Annotated in this window: 20 protein-coding genes; 11 read left to right on the forward strand and 9 right to left on the reverse strand. The window is 71.6% G+C overall.

The genetic code is table 11. The features are described 5' to 3' along the window. Positions 1 to 69 precede the first annotated feature (69 nt). The 5 genes from Pme01_RS05185 (at position 70) to Pme01_RS05205 (ending at position 5,176) form a co-directional block, all read left to right on the forward strand. Positions 70 to 1,515 carry an MFS transporter gene (locus tag Pme01_RS05185; protein WP_168117114.1) on the forward strand — a complete coding sequence of 482 codons (1,446 nt, stop codon included), beginning with the start codon at positions 70 to 72 and terminating at the stop codon, positions 1,513 to 1,515. Continuing rightward, the gene (locus tag Pme01_RS05190; RefSeq protein ID WP_168117113.1) at positions 1,512 to 2,027 is read left to right on the forward strand and encodes a MarR family winged helix-turn-helix transcriptional regulator; all 516 of its coding nucleotides are present in this window, start codon (positions 1,512 to 1,514) and stop codon (positions 2,025 to 2,027) included. Before Pme01_RS05185 ends, Pme01_RS05190 begins: the two co-directional genes overlap by 4 nt. 27 nt (positions 2,028 to 2,054) lie before the next feature. After that, positions 2,055 to 2,729 (forward strand): class I SAM-dependent methyltransferase, encoded by a 675-nt coding sequence (locus Pme01_RS05195; RefSeq protein WP_168117149.1) that lies wholly within the window; start codon positions 2,055 to 2,057, stop codon positions 2,727 to 2,729. 318 nt (positions 2,730 to 3,047) lie between these two features. Further along, complete coding sequence (locus Pme01_RS05200; protein WP_168117112.1) at positions 3,048 to 3,251, forward strand: cold-shock protein; 204 nt, start codon at positions 3,048 to 3,050, stop codon at positions 3,249 to 3,251. Positions 3,252 to 3,451: 200 nt separating this feature from the next. Next, positions 3,452 to 5,176, forward strand: coding sequence for a sensor histidine kinase (locus Pme01_RS05205; protein ID WP_168117111.1), 1,725 nt, complete (start codon positions 3,452 to 3,454; stop codon positions 5,174 to 5,176). Here Pme01_RS05205 and Pme01_RS05210 read toward each other — a convergent pair. Beyond that, a complete protein-coding gene (locus Pme01_RS05210; protein WP_168117110.1) occupies positions 5,173 to 5,808 on the reverse strand; it encodes a response regulator in 636 nt (211 codons plus the stop codon). The two genes, Pme01_RS05205 and Pme01_RS05210, sit on opposite strands and share 4 nt — an antisense overlap. A gap of 206 nt (positions 5,809 to 6,014) precedes the next feature. On the opposite strand from Pme01_RS05210, the gene Pme01_RS05215 reads away from it, so the two are divergent. Together Pme01_RS05215 and Pme01_RS05220 are read left to right on the forward strand one after the other, a co-directional pair. Further along, the gene (locus Pme01_RS05215; RefSeq protein WP_203935438.1) at positions 6,015 to 6,539 is read left to right on the forward strand and encodes a CBS domain-containing protein; all 525 of its coding nucleotides are present in this window, start codon (positions 6,015 to 6,017) and stop codon (positions 6,537 to 6,539) included. Next, on the forward strand, positions 6,539 to 7,063 hold the full coding sequence (locus Pme01_RS05220; protein ID WP_168117109.1) for a Crp/Fnr family transcriptional regulator: 525 nt from the start codon (positions 6,539 to 6,541) through the stop codon (positions 7,061 to 7,063). Before Pme01_RS05215 ends, Pme01_RS05220 begins: the two co-directional genes overlap by 1 nt. On the opposite strand, the gene Pme01_RS05225 is transcribed toward Pme01_RS05220, so the two are convergent. The 3 genes from Pme01_RS05225 to Pme01_RS05235 all read right to left on the reverse strand — a co-directional run bounded on the left by Pme01_RS05225 (position 7,002) and on the right by Pme01_RS05235 (position 9,859). Beyond that, entirely contained in the window at positions 7,002 to 7,865 is an 864-nt protein-coding gene (locus Pme01_RS05225) for a universal stress protein (RefSeq protein WP_168117108.1), read from the reverse strand. The genes Pme01_RS05220 and Pme01_RS05225 overlap by 62 nt on opposite strands. Positions 7,866 to 7,965: 100 nt before the next feature. Continuing rightward, positions 7,966 to 8,859, reverse strand: coding sequence for a class I fructose-bisphosphate aldolase (locus tag Pme01_RS05230; RefSeq protein WP_168117107.1), 894 nt, complete (start codon positions 8,857 to 8,859; stop codon positions 7,966 to 7,968). 25 nt (positions 8,860 to 8,884) lie between these two features. Next, entirely contained in the window at positions 8,885 to 9,859 is a 975-nt protein-coding gene (locus Pme01_RS05235) for a universal stress protein (protein ID WP_168117106.1), read from the reverse strand. 285 nt (positions 9,860 to 10,144) lie between these two features. On the opposite strand from Pme01_RS05235, the gene Pme01_RS05240 reads away from it, so the two are divergent. The 3 genes from Pme01_RS05240 to Pme01_RS05250 all read left to right on the forward strand — a co-directional run bounded on the left by Pme01_RS05240 (position 10,145) and on the right by Pme01_RS05250 (position 13,040). After that, a complete protein-coding gene (locus Pme01_RS05240) occupies positions 10,145 to 11,137 on the forward strand; it encodes a hypothetical protein (RefSeq protein WP_168117105.1) in 993 nt (330 codons plus the stop codon). Between the two features lie 176 nt (positions 11,138 to 11,313). After that, positions 11,314 to 12,684 carry a GAF domain-containing protein gene (locus Pme01_RS05245; RefSeq protein WP_168117104.1) on the forward strand — a complete coding sequence of 457 codons (1,371 nt, stop codon included), beginning with the start codon at positions 11,314 to 11,316 and terminating at the stop codon, positions 12,682 to 12,684. An 83-nt stretch (positions 12,685 to 12,767) separates the two neighbouring features. Then, entirely contained in the window at positions 12,768 to 13,040 is a 273-nt protein-coding gene (locus tag Pme01_RS05250; protein WP_168117103.1) for a DUF1876 domain-containing protein, read from the forward strand. 51 nt (positions 13,041 to 13,091) lie between these two features. Here Pme01_RS05250 and glgC read toward each other — a convergent pair whose 3' ends face one another. Beyond that, positions 13,092 to 14,324: a glucose-1-phosphate adenylyltransferase gene (gene glgC / locus Pme01_RS05255; protein ID WP_168117102.1), complete on the reverse strand. Its 1,233-nt coding sequence runs from the start codon at positions 14,322 to 14,324 to the stop codon at positions 13,092 to 13,094. A 72-nt stretch (positions 14,325 to 14,396) separates the two neighbouring features. Here glgC and glgA point away from each other — a divergent pair, with 72 nt between their 5' ends. Then, positions 14,397 to 15,596 carry a glycogen synthase gene (gene glgA / locus Pme01_RS05260; RefSeq protein WP_168117101.1) on the forward strand — a complete coding sequence of 400 codons (1,200 nt, stop codon included), beginning with the start codon at positions 14,397 to 14,399 and terminating at the stop codon, positions 15,594 to 15,596. On the opposite strand, the gene glgB is transcribed toward glgA, so the two are convergent. Genes glgB through Pme01_RS05280 form a run of 4 tightly spaced genes read right to left on the reverse strand, consistent with a single transcriptional unit; the run spans position 15,597 to position 22,852 of the window. Next, positions 15,597 to 17,717, reverse strand: coding sequence for a 1,4-alpha-glucan branching protein GlgB (gene glgB / locus Pme01_RS05265; RefSeq protein ID WP_168117100.1), 2,121 nt, complete (start codon positions 17,715 to 17,717; stop codon positions 15,597 to 15,599). A 33-nt stretch (positions 17,718 to 17,750) separates the two neighbouring features. Continuing rightward, complete coding sequence (locus tag Pme01_RS05270; RefSeq protein ID WP_168117099.1) at positions 17,751 to 19,085, reverse strand: maltokinase N-terminal cap-like domain-containing protein; 1,335 nt, start codon at positions 19,083 to 19,085, stop codon at positions 17,751 to 17,753. Continuing rightward, positions 19,082 to 20,845, reverse strand: coding sequence for a maltose alpha-D-glucosyltransferase (gene treS / locus Pme01_RS05275; protein ID WP_168117098.1), 1,764 nt, complete (start codon positions 20,843 to 20,845; stop codon positions 19,082 to 19,084). The genes Pme01_RS05270 and treS overlap by 4 nt, the downstream gene beginning before the upstream one ends. 48 nt (positions 20,846 to 20,893) lie before the next feature. Continuing rightward, positions 20,894 to 22,852: an alpha-1,4-glucan--maltose-1-phosphate maltosyltransferase gene (locus Pme01_RS05280; RefSeq protein WP_168117097.1), complete on the reverse strand. Its 1,959-nt coding sequence runs from the start codon at positions 22,850 to 22,852 to the stop codon at positions 20,894 to 20,896. Positions 22,853 to 22,864: the final 12 nt, after the last annotated feature.

Genomic DNA, 22,864 nt, shown 5'->3' on the forward strand with positions numbered 1-22,864 from the left:
CCGGGGGTACGGCACCTTTAGTTGTACTATGCTAAAGGTTATATCCGTACAAGTATCTGAGGTTTTCGCGTGCCTGAGCTCGACCGCCGCGGGCGGCTGCTGGTACTGGCCATCTGCTGCATGAGCCTGCTGATCGTCAGCCTCGACAACACGATCGTGAACATCGCTCTCCCGTCGATCCGGCGGGACCTGCACGCGTCGATGTCGGGACTGCAGTGGACGATCGACGCGTACACGCTGGTGCTGGCCAGCCTGCTGATCCTCGGTGGCTCGACCGGCGACCGGGTCGGCCGGCGCCGGACCTTCCAGACCGGACTGGTCGTCTTCACCATCGGCTCGCTGCTGTGCAGCGTCGCACCGAGCCTCGGTTGGCTCGTCGCGTTCCGGATGGTGCAGGCGGTCGGGGGCTCGATGCTCAACCCGGTGGCCATGTCGATCATCACCAATACCTTCACCGAGCCGAGGGAGCGGGCCCGTGCGATCGGCGTCTGGGGCGGCGTGGTCGGCGTCAGCATGGCCCTGGGGCCGGTCGTCGGCGGAACGCTGGTCGCGGCGCTGGGCTGGCGGTCGATCTTCTGGATCAACATTCCGGTCGGGCTGGCCGCGCTGCTGCTGACCGCGCGGTTCGTGCCCGAGTCCCGGGCGGCCCACCCCCGCCGCGTCGACCCGGTCGGCCAGGTCCTCGTCCTCACCCTCCTGGCGTCGTTGACGTACGCCATCATCGAGGGTCCGGCCGCCGGCTGGTCGTCGCCACGGATCATCGCCTTCTTCGCGCTCGCCGCCGCCGCGTTCGTCGCCCTCCTCGGGTACGAGTCGCGCCGCCGGGAGCCGCTGCTCGACCTCCGGTTCTTCCGCAGCGCGCCGTTCTCGGGAGCCACCGTGATCGCGGTCAGCGGGTTCGGCGCGATGAGCGGTTTCCTGTTCCTCAACACCCTTTACCTCCAGGAGGTCCGCGGGCTCTCCGCGCTGCACGCCGGGCTGTACACGCTGCCGATGGCGGTGATGACCGCCGTCTTCGCGCCGCTGTCCGGGCGGCTCGTCGCCGCCCGTGGACCGCGACTGCCGCTGGTGCTCGCCGGCGCGGCGATGACCGTGAGTATCCTGCCGTTCACGCGGTTGACAGCGGACGTGCCGGTGGGCTGGCTGATGGCCGGCTACGTCGTTTTCGGCTTCGGCTTCGGCCTGCTCAACGTCCCGATCACCAACACCGCCGTCTCCGGGATGCCGCGCTCGCAGGCCGGCGTCGCGGCGGCGATCGCCTCCACCAGCCGCCAGGTGGGCCAGTCGCTCGGCGTCGCGGTCATCGGATCGGCGGTGACCGCCGGCCTCGGTGGCCCGATGGCGGCGCACTTCACGCAGGCCAGCCACGTCGGCTGGTGGATCGTCGCCGGCTGCGGGCTGACCGTCCTGGCTTTCGGCACGCTGACGACGGGGCGCTGGGCGCGTCGTACCGCCGAGGAGGCGGCGGCCCGCATCGCCCCGGCCAGGACCCCGGCCCAGGTGGGTGCGCGATGAAGACCCGCCCCGGGACCGCCGACAGCGCCGGGACCGCCGACAGCGCGGCCGGGCGCGCGGAGGCCGCGGCCCGGGTGTGGCGGGGGATGCGGACGCTCGTCCTCGACCTGCATGACCGGCGCAGGGAGGTAGGCGAGGCCCTCGGCCTGAGCTTCGTCCGGGCCAAGGCGCTGCGGTCGCTGGCCGCGGGCCCGCTGACGATGCGGCAGCTCGCCGAGCGGTTGGCGACCGATGCCCCGTACACCACCGTGGTCGTGGACGACCTGCAGCGGCGCGGGCTGGTCCGGCGTGGTGCGCACGCCGGCGACCGGCGGCTGAGGATCGTGACGCTGACCCTCGCCGGGGCGGACGCCGCCGAGGTGGCCGAACGCATCCTGGGGCGCCCGCCGGAGCCGGTTCTCGACCTCGACGACGCGGACCTGGCGGCGCTCGACCGGATCGTGGCGAAGCTGCTGGGTACGGGCCGGGTTCCCGACTCCGCTGTGGTCGCGGCATCCGTGCGCCATGCTTGACCGATGACCGATCGGATCGGTTGTGAAATGTCCCACCTCGAACGCACCGTGCTGGACGACCCGCCGATGTCCGGCGTCGTCGGCCTCGACCAGCTCAGCCTGGTGCGGTTGCCGTTCGTGCCCGAGGTACGCCTGCATCTCGCCGTCGACCCGATCATCTTCGGCGCGCGGATGGAGGCCGAGCGGGGTACCGGGCTGGCGCCGTTCTGGGCGTCCGCCTGGGCCGGCGGCCAGGCCGTATCGAGGTACGTCCTCGACCATCCCGAGGTGGTCGCCGGGCGCCGGGTACTCGACCTGGGAGCCGGTTCCGGGCTCGTCGCCATCGCGGCGGCCGTCGCCGGTGCGGCGGCGGTGACCGCGAACGACATCGACCCGTACGCCCGGGCCGCCGCTACGCTGAACGCGCGCGCCAACGGCGTCGTCGTCCACGCCGACGGTGCCGACCTGCTCGGCGGCGACGGTGCCGGTGCCGAGGTGGTGCTCGTCGGTGACCTCTTCTACGACGGGTCGCTGGCGGCGCGGGTACTGGCGTTCGTCGAGCGGGCCGCGGGACGCGGGGCACGGGTCCTGGTCGGCGATCCCGGCCGGGCGTACCTGCCGCACGGGCCGTTGGAGGTCGTCGCGAGGTACGAGGTGTCGATGATGGGACCGCCCCAGGACGCCGAACTCAACGAGGTCTACGTGCTCCAGCCGCGTGGCTGATCACCGCGGGGCGCGAGTTGCGGACCGAGATCTTGGCCGAACCCCTGCGGAGAGTCGCGCGTCGTGGTTGAGTCGAGGCGTCCGATCTGGCGTTTGCGGGCGTACGCGGTCATTCGCACGATGAGGCGATCACGCGCGCGATGGGGCGGCGCGTGTACGTCCATTTTTTGGGTAGGCGGACCGCCTTGTACCAGCCGGCTTACTGCGGTCACGCACCAGGCGTCGCCGCCGTCGGCGGGTTGGGCGATGTGGGCCGCAGGCCAGAGCGGCTCCTGATCTGCATCCGCAGGTCATCGGGCCTGACAAGGGAGAACGGCAATGGCACAGGGCACGGTGAAGTGGTTCAACGCCGACAAGGGTTTCGGCTTTATCAGCCCGGACGAGGGCGGCCCCGACGTGTTCGTTCACTTCTCCGCCATCGAGTCCGGCGGTTACCGCTCGCTCGAGGAGAACCAGCGGGTCGAGTTCCAGGTCACACAGGGCCAGAAGGGCCCCCAGGCCGAGCAGGTCCGCCCCCTCTGATCTCCGGCGGGGCTCGCGCCTGCCGCCGACTCGACGAGCCGGTGCGGTCCTTGAGCAACGATCGGGTGCGCCGGTGCGGTCGGCCGGCGCACCCGATTTCCCGTACCCGTGGCGGCTGGTCCGTGCCCCGTACCGCCGGGGGGACGGCCGCCGGCTCGGCGCCCGCGCCGCCCGTCACCGGGGGTGGATACGATGCGGGAATGGCGACCGAACCGGAGTCGCTCGCGGCAGCCCCCGGCTGGCAGGGGCCCTCGCTGCCCCTGTCGCCCCTGTCCCGGGTGCGCCTGGACGAACTGCTGCACGAGTTGCTGAACCGGGTCGGCGAGGTGGCGGCGAGCCGGGAGCGGCTGCGGGCGCTGCTGGACGCGGCGGTCGGCATCGGTACCGATCTCGACCTGCGCAGCACGCTGGAGCGCATCGTGATCGCGGCCTGCCGGTTGGCCGACGCCGAGTACGGCGCCATCGGCGTGATCGGGCCCGACCGTACCCTCGCCGATTTCATCACCCACGGCATCAGTGACGAAGACCGTCGCCGGATCGGAGCGCTGCCTCGTGGGCACGGCGTACTGGGCCTGCTGATCGAGGATCCCCGGCCGATCCGGCTGACCGACATCGCCGCGCACCCCCGCGCGTACGGCTTCCCGGATCACCATCCGATGATGCGCAGCTTCCTCGGTGTCCCGGTGCGCATCCGGGAGCAGGTGTTCGGCAACCTCTACCTGGCTGAGAAGCGCGGCGGGGGCCAGTTCACCGACGACGACGAGGAACTGATGACCGCGCTGTCGGTCGCGGCCGGCGCCGCGATCGAGAACGCCCGGCTGTACGCGCAGATGCGCCGGCGCCAGCGTTGGCTGGAGGCGGCGGGGGAGATCACGTCGGTGCTGCTGGGTGAGGTCAACCGCACCCAGGCGCTGCAACTCGTCGCCTCCCGCGCCCGGGAGGTCGCCGAGGCCGACATCACGCTGGTGATGATCTACGACGAGGCGACCGACGCGCTCACGGTGGAGGTTGCCGCCGGCAACGCGCCGCCCGACCTGATCGGCGCGACGGTGTGCGGTTCCCGCAGCGAGTTCGGCACCGTACTGGCCGACCGGCACATCGCCGTCGTGGAGGACCTCGGGAAGGCCACCGACTGGTCGGTGCCGCTGGCGACCGGCACGGCCCTGCTGGTACCGCTCGCCGCGGCCGGCGAGACTCTGGGGGCGCTCGCCGTGGCGTACCGGCGGGGCAGCGTCGCGTTCGCCGAGGACCCCGACATCGCGCTGGTCGAGACGTTCGCCGGGCAGGCCGCCCTGGCGCTGGAGCGGTCCCGGGCCCAGGACGAGCGGGAGATGCTCGCGGTGCTCGGCGACCGCGAACGCATCGCGCGCGACCTGCACGATGTGGTGATTCAGCGGCTGTTCGCGGCCGGCATGCAGTTGCAGGGAGCCGCCCGGTACGCGACACCCCCCGAGGTCGGTTCCCGCATCGAGGCCGTGGTGGACGATCTGGACACCACGATCCGCGACATCCGGGGCACGATCTTCGAGCTGCGTACCGGCGACGCGGGCGACCTGCGGCACCAGATCCGCGCGCTGGCCGACGAGGCGCGCTGCGCGCTGGGCTTCCGGCCGCACCTGAGCCTGGGCGGGCCGCTGGACAGCGCCGTACCCGAGCCGGTCCGGCCGGCCCTGCTCGCGGTCCTGCGGGAGGCCCTGTCGAACGTCGCCCGGCACGCCAGGGCCGGCGCGGTCGAGGTCAACGTCGTCGTCGACGGCGGGCGGCTGGCCACCACGGTCGTCGACGACGGCGTGGGCCTGGGCGAGGTCGACCATCACAGCGGGCTGGACAACATGCGCCGCCGCGCCGAGGAGCTGGGCGGAACGTTCGAGATCGGGCCGGCGCGTCCGTACGGCACCGCCCTGACCTGGGCCGTGCCGGTCTAACGCTTGCCGAGCAGCTTCGCCGCCAGCACGGCGGCCTGGGTACGCCGCTCCAGGCCGAGCTTGGCCAGCAGGCTCGACACGTAGTTCTTGACGGTCTTCTCCGACAGGAACATGCGCTGGGCGATCTCGCGGTTGGTCAGCCCCTCGGCGACCAGCGCGAGGATGCGCCGCTCCTGCTCGGTCAGGTCCCTGAGCTCGTCGGGCTGGTCGGGGCCGCGGCGGATGCGGTCGAGGACCCGGGCGGTGACGGCGGGGTCGAGCAGGGACTGGCCGGCGGCGACCCGGCGGACCGCGTCGACGAGGTCGGTGCCCCTGATCTGCTTGAGGACGTAGCCGGCGGCGCCGGCCATGATCGCGGCGAACAGCGCCTCGTCGTCCTCGTAGGAGGTGAGGATCAGCGCCTGGATGGTCGGGTCGATCGACCGGATCTCCCGGCAGACGTCGATGCCGCTGCCGTCGGGCAGTCGGGCGTCGAGCACGGCGACGTGCGGACGCAGCGCCGGGATGCGGTGCCCGGCGTCGACCGCCGAGCCGGACTCGCCCACGATCTCGATGTCGCCGTCGGCCTCGAGCAGGTCGCGCAGGCCACGCCGGACGACCTCGTGGTCGTCGAGCAGGTACACCCGGATCATGTGGCTTTTGTACCTGACGCCGGAGGGCGCGGAAGGGGCCGAAGGTCCCGAACCGGCCGTGCCCCGCCCCCGGCTGGAGCGTGCCGGCCGTGGGTGCAGAGAGGCGAGGACGGGCCGCACTGCTCCACCCGACGGGCCCAACGGCCCTGTCGCCCGGGCCGGACACGCCGCACAGTGGGGACGGGCGCAGCGGAAAGGTGGCGGCCGTGCGACCGGTCAGGGTCAGGGACGTCATGACCGACATGGTGGTGGCGGTACGGGAGCAAGCCGGCTACCGGGAGATCGTGGACGCCCTCGTCTGGTACGGGGTGAGCGCCGTCCCGGTGATCGACGCCGACGACCGGGTCGTGGGGGTGGTCTCCGAGACCGACGTGGTGCCGAAGATGGTGTTCGACGGCGACGACCCGCGGGCACGCCTGTTCGGCCGGGGCCGCCGCCGTACGGCGAACCACGACGCCTCCGGCGACACCGCCGCCGAACTGATGAGCAGCCCGGCCGTCACGATCGGCCCTGACGCGTCCATTGTGGAGGCAGCCCGGTTGATGGAGGCCGAGTCGATCAAGCGCCTGCCGGTGGTGGGCGACGAGGGCCGGCTCGCCGGGATCGTGAGCCGCCGGGACCTGCTGCGGGGCTGCCTGATGCCGGACGCGGTCACCGCCGGGGACGAGCCTCGTCGCCGTCCCGACGTGGCGGATCGCAGCAGCCGCTACATCTTCGAAGCCGGCCTGTGATGGAGACCGCGTACGACCTGCTGGCCGCGCAGCCCTTCCTGGCCGGACTGTCACCCGAGCACCTGCGGCAGCTGTCGTACCTGGCGAGCCGCACCGTGATCCACACCGGGAGCCGGGTGTTCTCGGAGGGCAGCCGGGCCGACCGGTTCTGGTTCGTCAACCGGGGACGGGTCGAGCTGTCCACCCATGTACCCGGGCGGGGCGACGTGGTGGTGGAGACGCTCGGCCCCGGCGCGGTACTGGGCTGGTCGTGGCTGTTCCCGCCGTACCAGTGGCACTTCGACGCGTACGCGGTGGAGACGACGTTCGCGGTGCGGATGGACGGGTTCGGGGTCCGCCGGCTGTGCGACGCCGACCACGAGCTCGGTTACCAGTTGATCCGGCGGTTCATGCAGGTGGCGGTGGACCGGTTGCAGAAGACGAGGATGCGCCTGCTCGAGCTGTACGCCGTCCGGTCGGAGATCAGTTGCGGGTACGGGCGATCAGCACCGGACAGTCGGCGTGGTGTAGCAGGTGCTGGCTGACCGACCCCAGCAGCAGCCCGTCGAACCCGCCGTGGCTGCGGGCGCCGACGATCAGCAACTGCGCCTGCCGGGACCGCTCGGCCAGGATGGCGGCCGCGGCGCCCCGGACCACCTCGCACTCCACGACCACGTCCGGGTACCCGTCGCGCCAGGTCGCGAGCCGGCTGGCCAGCTCCGCCCGCAGATCGGCGTCGAGCCGCTCCGCGTCGTACCCGATCGGCGGCATCCCGCCGGTCCACGGCGGAAGGGGCGCGGTGTAGGCGGTGACCGCCACCAGCGGAGCCTGGCGGCGCAACGCCGTCTCGGCGAAGGCCGTACGGAGGGCCTGCTGCGCGGAGTGTGAGCTGTCGACGCCCACGACGACCGGGCCGATCGCGGTGTTGGCGCGCCCCCGCACGACCACCACCGGGCCCGGGGAGTGCGCCGACACCTGGGCGCTGGCCGACCCGAGCAGCAGGCCGGTGAACCCGCCCCGGCCACCGTCGCCCACGACGACCAGTCCGGCGTCGCGGGCCGCCTCGAGCATCACCTTGACCGGGTGGCCGGCGACGGTACGGCCGCGCACCTCGGACGTGATCGTACGGGCCGAGGCCACCGCCTCGTCGACGATCTCTCGCGCGCGCTGCTCCGTCACGGGCGGGCGGGCCTCACCGCGGCCGGGGAGGTGGCCGCCGAGCGGGCGCCACCGGTAGCTGGCGAGCACGAGCAGCTCCACCTCGCGCAGCCAGGCCTCGGCGGCGGCCCACTTCAGCGCGGCGGTGCTGGCCGGTGATCCGTCCACGCCGACGACCACGACGGTCATCGTTGCACCACCGGCCGGCCGGCGGCGCGGTACGACGACGGGGAGCCGTCCACGTCGATGACGATAGGCCGGTCGAACGCCGTTGTCACCGACCCCGTATCTAGTCGCTCGGATACTTGGCGAGGATCTCCTTGAGCCGGGCGACGAAGCGCAGCGACTCGTCGTGGTCGCGCTGCCAGACGTTCCTACCGAAGATCAGTCCGGTGGCGCCGGCCTCCATCGCCTCCTGGGCCTTCTCGAGCATGGCCTGGTCGCCGGCCTTCTCCCCGCCGGAGATCAGTACCAGCGTGCGGTTGGCCGACCGTACGACCGCCTCGACGGCCTGCTGCTCGGTGAACTCGGCGTCGTAGCCACCCGGTACCCCGGTGCGCCGGTCCGGCTTGGGGAAGTTCACCTTGACGACATCGGCGCCGAGCTCGCTCGCGGTACGCGCCGCGTAGTCGACGGCGTAGAAGGAGTCCTTGCCGCCCTTGGCGTCGATCGCGTCGCCGCGCGGGTACGCCCACACGATCAGGGGCATCCCGAGCTGGTGCGCCTCCTCGCGGACCGTCCGGAACTGGGCGAAGTCCTGCTCCTGTACGGGCGAGCCGACGTACATCGTGTAGCCGACCGCGTCGGCGCCCAGCCGTACCGCGTCGGCGACGCTCGCATGCAGCGGCGAGAGCGGCTGCGCGTCCGGGGGGATGTCGGTCTTGCCGTTGAGCTTGAGGATCAGAGGTACCTCACCGGCGTAGTCCCAGTAGAACTTCTCGGCCAACCCGATCTGCAGGGCGACGCCGTTGAACCCGCCCTCGACCGCGAGCCTGACGATGTAGCCGGGATCGGCGGCCGCCGGATTGGTGAAGAAGTCGCGCGGCCCGTGTTCGAGCCCCTGGTCGTACGGCAGGAACAGGGCCGTTCCGTTGCCCAGCCCGTGCTTGTACAGGATCCGGTGCAGCCGGCCCTTCTTGCCGGTGTTGAGCCCGATCTCGGTGAGCCGGGGTCGACGGGTCATGGTGGCCTCCAAATGTCCCAGCGGGTCAGGCGTTCTCCGGTGACCGGGCGATCAGGACCGGGCAGTCGGCATGGTGGATCAACTGCAGCCACACCGCCCCGGGCAGCGCGCCGGTGGTCGCCCCGTGCCCGTGACAGCCGACGACCAGCAGTTGCGCGTGGCGCGACCAGCGGGTCAGTACCGCGGCCGGGCTGCCCTGGTCGACGACGTAGTCGACCGGTACGTCCGGGTACTTGTCGTGCCAGCGGGCGACGTGCCCGACCAGCGCCGCCCTCAGCTCGTCCTGGATCCTGCCGGTGTCGTACTCGGCGGCCGGCGCTCCCGCCGTCCACGGCGGCGTCGACACGTCGTACGCGAACCCCGCCACCAGCCGGCAGCCGCGCTGGGCCGCCTCCTCGAACGCGAGACCGGTGGCGGCGTCCGCCGACGCCGACCCGTCCACGCCGACGACCACGGGGTCGGTCTCGTCGCAGTCGTCGTCGCGCCCCCGGACCACCGTGACCGGGACCGGCATCCGCGCGGCGAGCTGTACGCTCACCGAGCCGGCCAGCAGCCTGGCGAAGCCGCCGCTGCCGCGGCCGCCGACCACCAGCATCTCGGCGTCGTTGCCGGCCTCCGAGAGCACCCGCACGGGTTCGCCGAACACCGCCGCGCCGTGGACGTGCGCGTGCGGTGCGACGGTGCGGGCCTCCGCCACCGCGGCTTCCATGATCGACATGGCCAGGTCACGCACGTACTCCCCGAACTCGTGGCTGACCTGGATCTGGACGGTTGATGTCCGCCAGTTGTAGACCACCAGCACGACGAGTTCGGCGCGCCGGCGCTCGGCCTCCCGCGCCGCCCAGCACAGCGCCGCCTCGCTGGGCGGGGAGCCGTCCACCCCGACGACGATCCGCGTCGTCACCCAGGGTCCCCGGCGGCCGTCGAGGTCGGCGCCGGCAGCAGCGCCGATCCGGGGCGGGCGGGCGCCGTACCCCGCGGTCCAGGGCCGGTCGTTCATGACCGGTGCTGTCTCCCGCCGGTGTCGTGCCGCCACGGTCGCCGTACCTCCCGCTCTGTACCTCCAAGCCTCCGTACCTCCAAGCCTCGGCGCGCGCCGGGTGAGGTGGCGGTGCCGTTGGACCCGACCCGGGCAGTCTTTGGTCACCGGTCGACGCCCGCCGGGAGACCGGGACGCCCGTCGGGAGACCGACCGGACGGGGGCGAAGGTCCCCGACCGGGTGGGCGGGCGGCCCTGGCGCGGCCGGCCGGCCCCGGCGCAGGCTCGGTTGGAGAGGGGGTTGCGGTGAGCGTTCGTTGGGCCGCCGGCACCGTACGAGCCCGGATGCTGCCCGTACGTCGGGTGGGCAGCGCCGGTGCGCGCGAACTCGCCGCCAGCGCCTCACTGGACGACGCGCTCCGGGGATTGGCCGGCTCGCCCTACGGCCGGAACGCGCCCCCCGACAGCTCGCTGGCCGCCGCGCAGCGCGGCGTCGCCGCGACGCTGCTGGACAGCCTGCGGGTACTGGCCAGATGGGTCCCCGCCGACGGGGTGGCTCTGCTGCGGCTGCTCGCGGGTTGGTTCGAGCTGGTCAACATCGACGACCGGGTACGGGTCCTCACCCGGCCGGGCGCGCCGCAGCAGCCCCCGTTGCGGCTGGGCGTGCTCGCCACCGCGTGGCCCCGCCTGGCCGGCGCCGGGTCCCTGCCCGAGCTGCGGGCCGTGTTGGCCGGGTCGCCGTGGGGCGACCCGGGCGGGGACGGCCCGTACGAGCTGTCGCTCTGCCTGCGCCTGCGCTGGGCCGAGCGGGTGGCGGCCGAGGTGCCACCGGCGCGACCGTGGGCCGCCGGCGCGGTGGCGCTGCTCGCCGCCCGGGACCGGATGGTCCGCCAGGCGTGCCTGCCGGAGCCGGCCGCCCGCAGCGTCGGCCACCTCCTCGGCGGGCGCTGGTGCGGTACCGCATCGCCGGCGCACCTGTCGGACCTGGCGCCCGCGGCCGCCTGGGTGCTCGCCGGCGTCCGGGACCCGGCCGACCTGCGGCAGGCCGAGGCGCGATGGTGGGCGCGGCTGCGCACCGACGGCGCCCGGTTGCTGGCGTCGCCCGGGTTCGGCCCGCGCCCGGTGATCGGCGCGGCGGCGTTGCTGGCGGTTGACGCGCGGCTGGTACACACGGCGCTCCAGGTGGCCGCGGGTACCGGCCGGCGCGCCGGCGTGCTGGCGCAGGACGATCCTCCGATCCGCCCGGTATGGGGCCCGGCCGGCAGCACGGCCGCGGAGGTGCTGTACGAGCTGGCGTGAACCGCCGCCGACCTTACCCCTTCCCACCGCCGCATCCGCGCCATGTCGCGTGGTCGTCGGCGTGCCCGAGTGCAAAGCTGAAACTAGTGCCAGGTTGGAAAGGCGCCAGGCTGGCTCGTGGGGCCTGCGGTCGCGGTACAGCTTGGGGGGCACGGTCGCGGAAGGGGGTGGCCCGCATGGGCGATGACCACCCTCCGCCCTCCGCCGGCCCCGCCCGCCGGGCGTCGCCCCCGGACCCGGCCGCGGAGCTGGCCTTCCCCGGCGCGGCGAAGCTCGAACTCGACGAGCTGCTGGAGCAGTTGGTGGCGCGGGCCCGTGACGTGCAGGACACCCAGGGGCGGCTGCGCGCGCTGCTGCGGGCCAACCTGAAGGTCGCCCGGGGCATCGACGAGGGGGACGTGCTGCGGCGCCTCGTCGACGCCGCGCGCGAACTGGTGAACGCGCGCTACGCCGCCGTCGGTGAGGTACGCGACGGTGATCTGGTCCAGTTCGTGCACGCCGGCATGGACGAGGGGACGGCCGCCCGGATCGGCCGGATCCCCGAGGGCAAGGGGCTGCTGGGCCTGCTGGTGCAGCATCCGCAGCGGCTGCGACTGAGCGACCTCGCCGAGCACCCCTACTCGGCGGGCTTTCCCGAGCACCACCCCCCGATGCGGTCGTTCCTCGGCGTACCGGTACGGGTCCGTGACCGGGTGTTCGGCCACCTGTACCTGACCGACAAGCAGGGGGCCGAGGAGTTCACCGCCGAGGACGAGGATCTCCTGGCGGCGCTGGCGGTGGCGGCCGGGATCGCGATCGAGAACGCCCACCTGTACGTCGAGAGCCGGCAGCGACAGCGGTGGCAGGCCGCCATGGTCGAGATCATCACGCAGTTGCTGACCGGCAGCGACCTCGATCAGACCCTGCGGCAGATGGTGCGGCTCGCGCTGTGCGCCAGCGACGCCGACGGCGCCGGCGTGACCGTGCCGACCGACGACCCGGGCTTGCTGCGGGTCGCCGCCGCGGCCGGGAACTTCTGCCGGTGGCAGGGCGAGGTCTTCCCGAAGGAGTGGTCGGCGTCGGCGATCGCCCTGCACGAACGGCGGCCCGTGCTGGTGACGGATCTGCGCGACGACCCGCGGATCCGGATCGCCGGGCACTGCCCGGACGAGGTGGGTGCCGCCCTGATCGCACCGGTCGCCGCTGAGGGCCGCGCGGCCGGCGCGCTGATCGTGTCCAAGTTCCCGGAGAACGGGTCGTTCGACGGTGCCGACCTGGACATGATCAGCGGTTTCGCCGCGCAGGCGGCGCTCGTCCTGGAGCTTGCGGAGGCGCGCCGCGACAACGAGCGGCTGCGGTTGCTGGAGGACCGGGAGCGGATCGGCTCCGACCTCCAGCACAGCGTGATCCAGCGCCTGTTCGGCCTCGGCCTGTCGATCCAGGCGATCGCCGCGCGGGTCGCCGACCGCGGTCTGGAACGGCTCATCACCGACCGGGTGGAGGAGATCGACGAGATCATCCGGGACATCCGCGAGACGGTCTTCGCGCTGCGCGCGTCGGCCCGGTGACCTGACCGGCTTCGACTCGGCACGACCGGGTAGGGAGGGCGTTGGAGTCGAAGGAGAAGACACGGGCCGTCGGGAGGTGGACCATGTCGACGGTGAAGCGGTGGACGGTCGACGTTCTCGTCAACGACGACGAGGGGCGCACGTACGCCGAAGCGTGCCTGCACAGCGGAGAGGCGGATACCCGGTTGGTCGGGATCGGCCGGGCCAAGTTGAATCCGGCCGACCGCGACATCCCGGAGATCGGCGACGAGCTCGCCGCCGCCCGGGCACTATGCGATCTGGGGCAGCGCCTGTTGGTGGAGGCCGCCAACGACATCGAGGCGGTCACCCACGAGCCGGTACGCCTCAGGCGGTGAGACCGGCCGGCGGGGGCGGGACCGTGGCCGGCCCCCGCCGGGCTGAGCCCGTCAGTCCTTGATGATCTGTCCCTTGCCGATCACCACGATGCCGTTCGGGGAGACCGTGAAGCGTTCGCGGTCGCGTTCGAGGTCGACGCCGATCTCCATGCCCTCCGGGATGCGCACGTTCTTGTCGATGATGGCGTTGCGGACAACGGCGTGCCGGCCGACGTCGACCCCCTCGAACAGGACCGAGCCCTCGACGTGCGCCCAGGAGTGCACGTGGACGTTCGGGGACACGATCGAGTTCTCGACGAGTGAGCCGGAGACCACCGCACCGGGGGAGACCATCGAGCCGATGGCCCGCCCGAGGCGCTCCTGCCCGCCGTGCACGAACTTGGCCGGCGGCCACGGCCGGTTCTCCGTGTAGATGGGCCAGTCGTAGTTGTACAGGTTGAAGACCGGGTGGATCGCGATGAGATCCATGTGCGCGTCGTAGAAGGAGTCCAGCGTCCCGACGTCGCGCCAGTACCCCCGGTCCCGCTCGGTGCTGCCGGGCACGATGGTGTCGCGGAAGTCGTAGACGTTGGCGTCGCCGCGCTCGACGAACATCGGGATGATGTTGCCGCCCATGTCGTGCTTGCTGCTGATGTCCTGGGCGTCCCGCTGGAGCGCGTCGATCAGCGCCGCGGTGGTGAAGACGTAGTTGCCCATCGAGGCGTAGACCTCGTCGGGGGAGTCAGACAGCCCCTGCGCGTCCGTAGGCTTCTCGCGGAACGACGCGATCCGCCGGCCGTCGTCGGTCACCTCGATCACACCGAACTGGTCCGCCATGGACAGCGGCTGGCGGATCGCCGCGACGGTGGCGCCGGCGCCGGAGGCGATGTGGGCCTCGACCATCTGCCTCGGGTCCATCCGGTAGATGTGGTCGGCGCCGAACACGATCACGTAGTCCGGGCACTCGTCGTAGATCAGGTTGAGGTTCTGGTAGATCGCGTCGGCGGAGCCGGCGAACCAGCGCGGCCCGAGGCGCTGCTGCGCGGGTACCGGGGTGACGTAGTTGCCCAGCAGGTTCGACATCCGCCAGGTGCGGGTGATGTGGCGGTCGAGCGAGTGCGACTTGTACTGGGTCAGCACGACGATCTGCAGGTAGCCGCCGTTGACGAGGTTGGACAGGGCGAAGTCGACCAGCCGGTACAGGCCGCCGAAGGGTACGGCGGGCTTGGCCCGGTCAGCGGTCAACGGCATCAGTCGCTTGCCCTCGCCACCGGCGAGGACGATAGCGAGGACCTTGGCAGCCATACATCCGACGCTAACGATCCGATCGGCCCGGCACCACTCGGACACGGCACTTGTCAGGCTAAGGTGCCTTGCATGGCAGCGTTCACCGGCCGGCTCCGCGTCGATCTCATGACCCGCGAGTACCCGCCGGAGGTCTACGGCGGCGCCGGCGTCCACGTCGAGTACCTCGCCCGCGAGCTGCGCCACCGCGCCGACACGCGGGTCCACTGCTTCGGCGCGCCCCGGCCGGAGCCGGGCGTGACCGCGTACACCGACCCCCCGGGCCTGGACGGTGCCAACCCGGCGCTGCGCACCATGGGCGTCGACCTGGAGATGGCTGCGGGGGCGGCCGGCGCCGACGTGGTGCACAGCCACACCTGGTACGCCAACCTCGCCGGCCACGTGGCCAAGCTGCTGTACGGGGTGCCGCACGTCGTCACCACGCACAGCCTGGAGCCGCTGCGGCCGTGGAAGGCCGAGCAGCTCGGCGGCGGGTACGCGCTGTCGTCGTGGGTCGAGCGGACCGCGATCGAGGCGGCGGACGCGGTGATCGCGGTGTCCGAGGGGATGAAGCGCGACGTGCTGGCCGCCTACCCGGAGGTGGACGCGAGCCGGGTACGGGTCGTGCACAACGGCATCGACACCGAGCAGTACAAGCCGGACCCGGGTACCGACGTGCTGGAGCGGCTGGGGGTCGACCCGGGTAAGCCCAGCGTGGTCTACGTCGGCCGGATCACCCGCCAGAAGGGCCTGCCGTACCTGCTGCGCGCGGCCCGGTCGCTGCCGCCCCAGGCGCAGCTGGTCCTGCTGGCCGGCGCCCCCGACACCCCCGAGATCCTCGCCGAGGTCGAGGCGCTCGTGGCCGAGCTGCGGTCCAGCCGGGAGGGCGTGGTCTGGGTACAGGCGATGCTGCCCAAGGACGAGGTCATCCAGGTCCTCACGCACGCGACCGTGTTCGTCTGCCCGTCGATCTACGAACCGATGGGCATCGTGAACCTGGAGGCGATGGCGTGCGAGACCGCCGTCGTGGCCACCGCGACCGGCGGCATCCCGGAGGTCGTCGACGACGGCGTGACCGGCCTGCTGGTACCGATCGAGCAGGGCGCCGACGGCACCCCGCTGCACCCCGACCGGTTCGTCGCCGGGCTCGGCGAGGCCGTCACGAACCTGCTCGAGGAGCCCGGGCGCGCCGCCGAGATGGGCCGCGCCGGCCGGCGCCGCGCCGTGGAGCACTTCTCCTGGGCGTCGATCGCCGACCGGACGGTGGAGGTGTACCGCTCGGTGCTCGGCTGATCAGTCGGTAGCCGGCCGCAGCCAGAGCGCGCCCAGCGGCGGTACCCGCAGCGAGGCCGACGCGGGCATGTTGTGCCACGGCACGTTCTCCGCCTGCACGGCGCCCAGGTTGCCGACGCCGGAGCCGCCGTACACGTCCGCGTCGGTGTTGACCACCTCGGTCCAGGTGCCGGCGCGCGGCAGGCCGATGCGGTAGTCCTCGTGCGGCACTGAGGCGAAGTTGACCACGCACACCAGCGGTGAGCCGTCCGGGGCGAGGCGGACGAACGAGAACGTGTTGTTGGCCGAGTCCTCCGAGCTGATCCAGCGGAACCCGGCCGGGCTGGTGTCCTGGCTCCACAGCGCCGGGGTGGACCGGTACGCGGTGTTGAGGTCCTGGACCAGGCGCTGGACGCCGGCCCGGGCCGGGTCGGACAGCAGGTCCCAGTTCAGCCCGCGCTCCTCGCTCCACTCCCGGTCGTCACCCAGCTCCGAGCCCATGAACAGCAACTGCTTGCCCGGGTGCGCCCACATGAAGGCCAGCAGGGCGCGCGCGTTGGCCAGCTTCTGCCACAGGTCGCCGGGCATCTTGCCGACCAGGGAACCCTTGCCGTGCACGACCTCGTCGTGGCTGATCGGCAGGACGTAGTTCTCGCTCCACGCGTACACGGTCGAGAAGGTCATCTGGTGGTGGTGCCACTGCCGGTGGACGGGCTCCTTGCTGAGGTACGCGAGGGTGTCGTTCATCCAGCCCATGTTCCACTTGAAGCCGAAACCGAGCCCCTGCGCGTGGGTCGGCCGGGTCACGCCGGGCCAGGAGGTGGACTCCTCGGCGACCGTGACGACGCCCGGGTGGTGGCGGTACACGGTCGCGTTCATCTCCTGGAGGAACTCGATCGCGTCCAGGTTCTCCCGCCCGCCGTACTTGTTGGGCGTCCACTCGCCGTCGGCGCGGGAGTAGTCGAGGTAGAGCATGGACGCGACCGCGTCCACCCGCAGGCCGTCGATGTGGAACTCGTCGCACCAGTACAGCGCGTTGGCGACCAGGAAGTTGCGCACCTCGTGGCGGCCGAAGTCGAAGATGAGGGTGCCCCAGTCGGGGTGTTCGCCGCGCCGCGGGTCGGCGTGCTCGTACAGCGGGGTGCCGTCGAAGCGCGCGAGCGCCCACTCGTCGCGCGGGAAGTGCGCCGGCACCCAGTCGACCAGGACGCCGATACCGGCGGCGTGCAGCCGGTCGACCAGGTACCGGAACTCGTCCGGGTCGCCGAAGCGCGCCGTCGGCGCGTAGTAGCCGGTGACCTGGTAGCCCCACGAGCCGCCGAACGGGTGCTCCATCACCGGCATAAACTCCACGTGGGTGAAGCCCATCTCGGTGACGTAGTCGGTGAGCTGGTCGGCCAGCTCGGTGTAGGACAGTCCGGGCCGCCACGAGCCGAGATGCACCTCGTAGACGCTCATCGGCTCCTGGTGCGGCCGGTTCTTGGCCCGCCGGGCGAGCCAGTCGGAGTCCTTCCAGTCGTACCGGGACTCGAAGATCACCGACGCGGTGTGCGGGGGCACCTCGGTACGCTGGGCTAGCGGGTCGGCCTTCTCCCGCCAGACACCGTCCTGCCCGAGGATGCGGTACTTGTACCGCTGCCCGACCGCGGCCTCCGGTACGAAGATCTCCCAGACGCCGCTGCCGCCCAGCGACCGCATCGACCAGCCGTCGTGCGGGTCCCAACCGGTGAAGTCGCCGACCACCCGCACGCCGCGGGCGTTGGGCGCCCACACCGCGAACGAGGTGCCGCCCTCGCGCGGGTGCGAGCCGAGGACGTCCCACAGCCGCTCGTGGCGACCCTCGCCGATGAGGTGCAGGTCGAGCTCGCCCAGGGTCGGCGGGTACCGGTACGGGTCGTCGCGGACCTCGCCGTCGACCTCCAGCCGGTAGTCGGGGACCCAGCCGGGCAGCGTCGCCTCGAACAGCCCTTCCGCGTGGCACCGCTTCATCGGGTACCGCCGCGCGCCGTCCCCGGTCTCCACGACCACCTCGACCACGGTGGCGCCGCGCCGCAGCGTCCGGATCACCGTCTGGTCGTCGACGGGGTGCGCGCCCAGGATGGCGTGCGGGTCGTGTACGTCGCCGTTGATCAGCTGGTCCATTCCACGTCCTTAGGGGGTGGCGTGAGAGAGGCGTTAGCCGACGATCCGTTCGATCGCCTGCAACGGTATCCGCATCCAGGTCGGCCGGTGCCGGGCCTCGTAGGCCACTTCGTAGACGGCCTTGTCGAGCTCGTACGCGCACAGCAGCGCCTGCTGCTCGCGGGGGTCGAAGCCGGCCCCGCCGGCGTACCCCTCGCAGAACGCGGTCCGGTTGCGCTCGATCCACTCCCGGGCCCGGTGCGCGAGCTGCGTGTTGTCCGGCTCCTCCACGAGCAGCTGGTACGCGGCGTACTCGTACGAGCGCAGCATGCCGGCCACGTCGCGCAGCGGGGAGTCGAGGCGGCGCCGCTGCTCCAGGGGCTGGCCCGGCTCGCCCTCGAAGTCGATCAGCAGCCAGGCGTACGGGGTGCGCAGCACCTGGCCCAGGTGCAGGTCGCCGTGGATGCGCTGGACGGCGATCTCCTGGTCGGCGGCCTCGCGCAGCTTCGCGGCGATGGCGGGCAGGTACGGGCCCAGCTCCGGTACCGCGCCGGCCGCGTCGGTGAGCCGGGAGATCATGGCGTCGGCCGGGGGCGGCGCGGTCGACGTGCCCAGCTCCTTGGCGAGGGTCCGGTGGACCGCGGCGACGGCCTCGCCGAGCCGGTACGACTCGGCCGCGAAGTCGCCGCCCACCTCGTCGGCGTGCAGGTCCGCCTCGGCGAACAGGTCCCGGGCGCTCGTGGTGGCCATCGCCCAGCCGTCGGCGGAGTTCTCCGCGTACTCGGTCACCATGGCCAGCGACACCGGCTGCCCGTCGTCGTCGGTGCTCTCGATCGCGCCCAGCAGGCGGGCAACGTGGGGGCAGCCGGCCCGTGCGAGCACCCGGTTGAGCTCTAGGTCGGGGTTGATGCCGGCCGACACCCGGCGGAAGACCTTGAGGATGGCCGACGTGTCGTAGACGACGCTGGTGTTGGTCTGCTCCGCGTCGCCGACCCGGGCCGGCGCGTCCAGCGGCACCTGCGCGCCCGGCTCGAGGATGAAGCGCAGGCGGTCCACTGCCGCGCCGACGGCGATCATGGCCAGCAGGCGGCGCGCCACGTCCTCGTCGTACAGCGCGTCGTACGCGGTGCGGTCGCCGTGCGACCCGATCGTCGCGACCTGGGTGAACTCGGCGGCCGGCACCCGGTCCCAGCCGACGAGGACCTGGTAGCGCTCGCTCCCGCCGTCGGCGTAGGTGACGTCGAGCAGGACGTGGTCGACGTCGTCGTGCAGCCGGGTCAGCGACCCCGGCCGTACCCCGGCCAGGGTCCGGTTGCGCCCGGCGTACCAGCGCTGGCGCGGCAGCCACTCGGCGAAGGGCAGCGTCATCGTCTCCTCGGGGGGAGTCATGCGTTCTCCTCGGACGGGCACAGTTGGAACCAGTAGAACCCGTGCCCGGGCAGCGTCAGCAGGTACGGCAGTTGCCCGACCGGCGGGAACGGGACGCGCCCGGTCAGCTCGATCGGCTTGTACCCGGCCCAGGGCTGCAGGTTCAGCTCGATCGGCTGGGGGAAACGGGACAGGTTGTTCACGCACAGCACCACGTCGTCGTCGTGTTCGCGGATGAACGCGAGCACGCTCGGGTTCGAGCCGCCCAGGTCGTGGAACGTACCGAGAGCGAACGCCTCGTGCCGGCGCCGCACCGCCAGCATGGTGCGCGTCCAGTTGAGCACCGACGTCGAACTGTCGCGCTGCGCCTCGACGTTGACGGCCTGGTGGCCGTAGATCGGATCCTGGTTGATCGGCAGGTAGAGCCGTCCCGGGTTGGCCCGGGAGAACCCGGCGTTGCGGTCGGGGGTCCACTGCATCGGCGTGCGGACACCGTCACGGTCGCCGAGCCAGATGTTGTCGCCCATGCCGATCTCGTCGCCGTAGTACAGCACCGGGGATCCGGGTAGCGACAGCAGCAGCGCGGTGAACAGTTCGATCTGGTTGCGGTCGTTCTCCAGCAGCGGGGCGAGCCGCCGGCGGATGCCGACGTTGGCCTTCATCCGCGGATCCTTGGCGTACTCGGCGTACATGTAGTCGCGCTCTTCGTCGGTGACCATTTCCAGCGTCAACTCGTCGTGGTTGCGCAGGAAGATGCCCCACTGGCAGTTCGACGGGATGGCCGGCGTCTGGGCCAGGATCTCGGAGATCGGGAAGCGCGACTCCCGGCGGACCGCCATGAAGATGCGAGGCATCAGCGGGAAGTGGAACGCCATGTGGCACTCGTCGCCGCCGGTCTCCGGGTCGCCGAAGTACTCCACCACGTCGGCCGGCCACTGGTTGGCCTCGGCCAGCAGCACCCGGCCGGGAAACTCGTCATCGATGACCTTGCGACAGTTCCTGAGGAACTCGTGGGTGGCCGGCAGGTTCTCGCAGTTGGTCCCCTCGGCCTCGAACAGGTAGGGCACCGCGTCCAGTCGGAACCCGTCGATGCCCAGGTCGAGCCAGAACCGCAGGACGTTGAGCATCTCCTGCTGTACGGCCGGGTTGGCGTAGTTGAGGTCGGGCTGGTGGGAGAAGAACCGGTGCCAGTAGAACTGCCGGCGCACCGGGTCGTAGGTCCAGTTGGACTCCTCGGTGTCGACGAAGATCACTCGCGCGTCGGCGTACCGCTCGTCGGTGTCGTTCCAGACGTAGTAGTCGCCGTACGGGCCGGTCGGGTCGTTGCGCGACTCCTGGAACCACGGGTGGGAGTCGGAGGTGTGGTTCATGACCAGGTCGGTGATCACCCGGATGCCGCGCTTGTGCGCCGCGTCCAGCAGGGCCACGAAGTCGTCGACGGTGCCGAACTCCGGCAGCACCTTGTAGAAGTCTCGGATGTCGTAGCCGCCGTCGCGCAGCGGTGAGTCGTAGAACGGCGGCAGCCAGAGGCAGTCGACGCCGAGCCACTGGAGGTAGTCCAGCCGTTCGATCAGTCCCCGCAGGTCGCCCAGCCCGTCGGCGTTGGAGTCGTAGAAGGCCCGGACCAGGACCTCGTAGAAGACCGCCCGCTGGAACCAGGTCGGGTCAGCGGGCAGAATGCGCGCGTGGCCGAAGTCACCGGCGGTCGGGTGTTCGACGACTCCATCGGAAGCGACATGGCTTCCGATCGCGGGATCGGGCTGCTGATCCGTCGCTTCCATATTGTGTTACCTACCCGCGGTTGTCAGAACACTAAACGTGAATATGGACTAAACGCGCCGACGGACCGTGAAGATGTGGGCGGGCTGCAGGAACGGGTCGAGCCGGACCGCGTTGTGCTGCCCCCAGTCGTAGCTCGTCCCGGTCACCTCGTCGGTGACGGTGAACCGCTCGTGCCAGTCCATGCCGAGCGCGGGCATGTCCAGCGTGGTGTTGCCCCACTGGACACCGCCGGCGTCGAAGGTACACACCACCAGGACCGTGTTGCCACTGTCGGGATCGCGCTTCGACCAGCACAGCAGGGCGTCGTTGTCGACCTCGTGGAAGCGCAGGTTGCGCAGCCGGTGCAGGGCCGGGTTCTCCCGCCGGATCTCGTTGAGCCGCGCGATGAACGGGGCCAGCGACCGCCCCTCGGCCTCGGCGGCCGCCCAGTCCCGGGGGCGCAGCTGGAACTTCTCGTTGTCGAGGTACTCCTCGGCGCCCGGCCGGGGCAGGTGCTCGAAGAGCTCGAAGCCGGCGTACATGCCCCACGACGGCGACAGCATGCTGGCCAGGACCGCCCGGATCTTGAACATCGGCGGGCCGCCGTGCTGGAGCGTCTCGTGCAGGATGTCCGGGGTGTTGGGCCAGAAGTTGGGTCTCATGTGGTCGGCGGAGGCGACCAGCTCCTCGCAGTACTCCCGCATCTCACGTGCGTTCGTGCGCCAGGTGAAGTAGGTGTACGACTGGGTGAAGCCGATCTTGCCCAGCCCGTGCATGATGGCCGGCCGGGTGAACGCCTCGGCCAGGAACAGCACGTCCGGGTCGACCTCCTTGACCTTCCAGATCAACCAGTGCCAGAAGTCGAACGGTTTGGTGTGCGGGTTGTCGACCCGGAAGATCTTGATGCCCTGCTCCACCCAGTGCAGCACGACCCGCAGGATCTCGGCGCGGATCCCCTCGGGGTCGTTGTCGAAGTTGAGCGGGTAGATGTCCTGGTACTTCTTGGGCGGGTTCTCGGCGTACGCGATCGTCCCGTCGGGCTTCGTGGTGAACCACTCCGGGTGCTCGGCGACCCACGGGTGGTCCGGCGCGGTCTGCAGCGCGAGGTCCATCGCGACCTCCAGGCCGACCCTGGAGGCAGCCTTGACGAACGACCGGAAGTCCGCGAGGGTGCCCAGCTCCGGGTGGATCGTGTCGTGGCCGCCCTCGCTCGAGCCGATCGCCCACGGCGAGCCGACGTCGCCCGGCTCGGTGGTCAGGGAGTTGTTGCGGCCCTTGCGGTTGACCCGGCCGATCGGGTGGATCGGCGGCAGGTAGAGCACGTCGAAGCCCATCTTCGCGACCCCGGCCAGTCGCTGCTTGGCGGTGGCGAACGTGCCGTGCCGCACGACCGTGCCGTCGTCGGAGACCTTCGCGCCCTCGGAGCGCGGGAAGAACTCGTACCACGACGAGTACAGCGCGCGTTCGCGGTCGACCCAGATCCGGTGCTCCTCGCTGGTGGTGACCAGTTCCCGTACCGGGTACTGCCAGAGCAGCTCGGCCAGGGCCAGGGCGGGGGCGACCCGCGGGTACAGCGCTTCCCCGTCGCGGAGTGCGGCGATGGCGTCCAGGACCTGTGCCTGCGACTCCTCCGGGACGATCTTCACCGCCCGCTCCAGGATCTGCGCGCCCTCGGCCAGGTCGTTGGCGAGGTCCTCGGCGCCCTGACCGGCGTCGATCTTCTTGATCACCGAGTCGCGCCAGTACCGGTACGGGTCGTCGAAGGCCTCGACGGTGAAGCTCCACCAGCCCACCGCGTCGGGCTTGATCGTCGCGCACCAGAGGTCGTCCTCGGCGGGCTCCATCCGGGTGAACGGCCTGGGTCTGCCGTCCGGGCCCTGCCAGACGACATTGCAGCCCAGCGCCTGGTGACCCTCCCGGTAGCAGCGTGCCGTCACCGGCACCAGCTCACCGACGACCGCCTTGGCGGGGTAACGCCCACACGCCACTGACGGCGTGACATCTTCGATCATGAACCGACCGGTCATGATTGTTACGTT

Origin of the sequence: Planosporangium mesophilum (assembly GCF_016863255.1) — a bacterium.
Classification (GTDB): Bacteria; Actinomycetota; Actinomycetes; order Mycobacteriales; family Micromonosporaceae; genus Planosporangium; species Planosporangium mesophilum.